1 protein-coding gene is annotated in these 692 nt (G+C 58.8%); it reads left to right on the top strand.

Features of this window, described 5'->3' with window-relative positions; all coding sequences use genetic code 11:
* Nucleotides 1-351: 351 nt before the first annotated feature.
* Nucleotides 352-588, top strand: coding sequence for an antibiotic biosynthesis monooxygenase family protein (locus O1W68_RS21510; RefSeq protein ID WP_269307040.1), 237 nt, complete (start codon nt 352-354; stop codon nt 586-588).
* Nucleotides 589-692: the final 104 nt, after the last annotated feature.

The raw sequence follows: 692 nt of genomic DNA, 5'->3' as shown, positions 1-692 counted from the left end.
CACCCTGCGGGCGGCCTCGACCTTGTACTCGGTCGTGAAAGACCTGCGTTTGCGGGACATGAGGACATCCTTCCAGCGGAACCATCGATCCCGCTATCTCGGTGTCCACCATCCGGGGGGAGCCTCAGAGTGCAGACATGGCCACAGTGCGCTTCATCGCCGCGGTGCGTTTCATGCAGACGAGCATCCCGCTGACCGCCGCCCGCCACATCATCCGTCGCGGATGAAACAGCGACAGTGCTTCGCAGGCCTGCTGTTATTTTCAGAAGCTGTCTGCACTCTCTGCCCTCACTTCCCGCAAGGCCCATACTGTCTGCTGTTGAAGTCCGCTCCACGGGCTAACATGCGCCAGTGGTCCTCGAACATGCGCTACTTCAGATCAAAGCTGGGCAAGCCGCTGAATTCGAAGCGAATTTCCGTCGCGCCAGGCAGATTATCTCGTCCATGACTGGGTTTCGAAGACTCAGTCTGTCGCGGTGTCTCGAACGAAGCGACTCCTACTTACTATTGGTGGAGTGGAACACGCTCGAAGATCACACTGAAGGATTTCGCGGATCGGCTGAAACCCTGCGTGCCAGGGTGAGGTGAGTCCACTGGTTCATAGCAACCCGGCCTGATGCAGGGCGAGATACGGATCGACACACACCATGGCCATCACCACCAAGACGCCGGTCAGCGGCGACAATGAACGC

Origin of the sequence: Rhodococcus sp. H36-A4 (assembly GCF_027158005.1) — a bacterium.
Taxonomy (GTDB): domain Bacteria; phylum Actinomycetota; class Actinomycetes; order Mycobacteriales; family Mycobacteriaceae; genus Rhodococcoides.
This window is presented reverse-complemented; position numbering and strand designations above follow the sequence as displayed.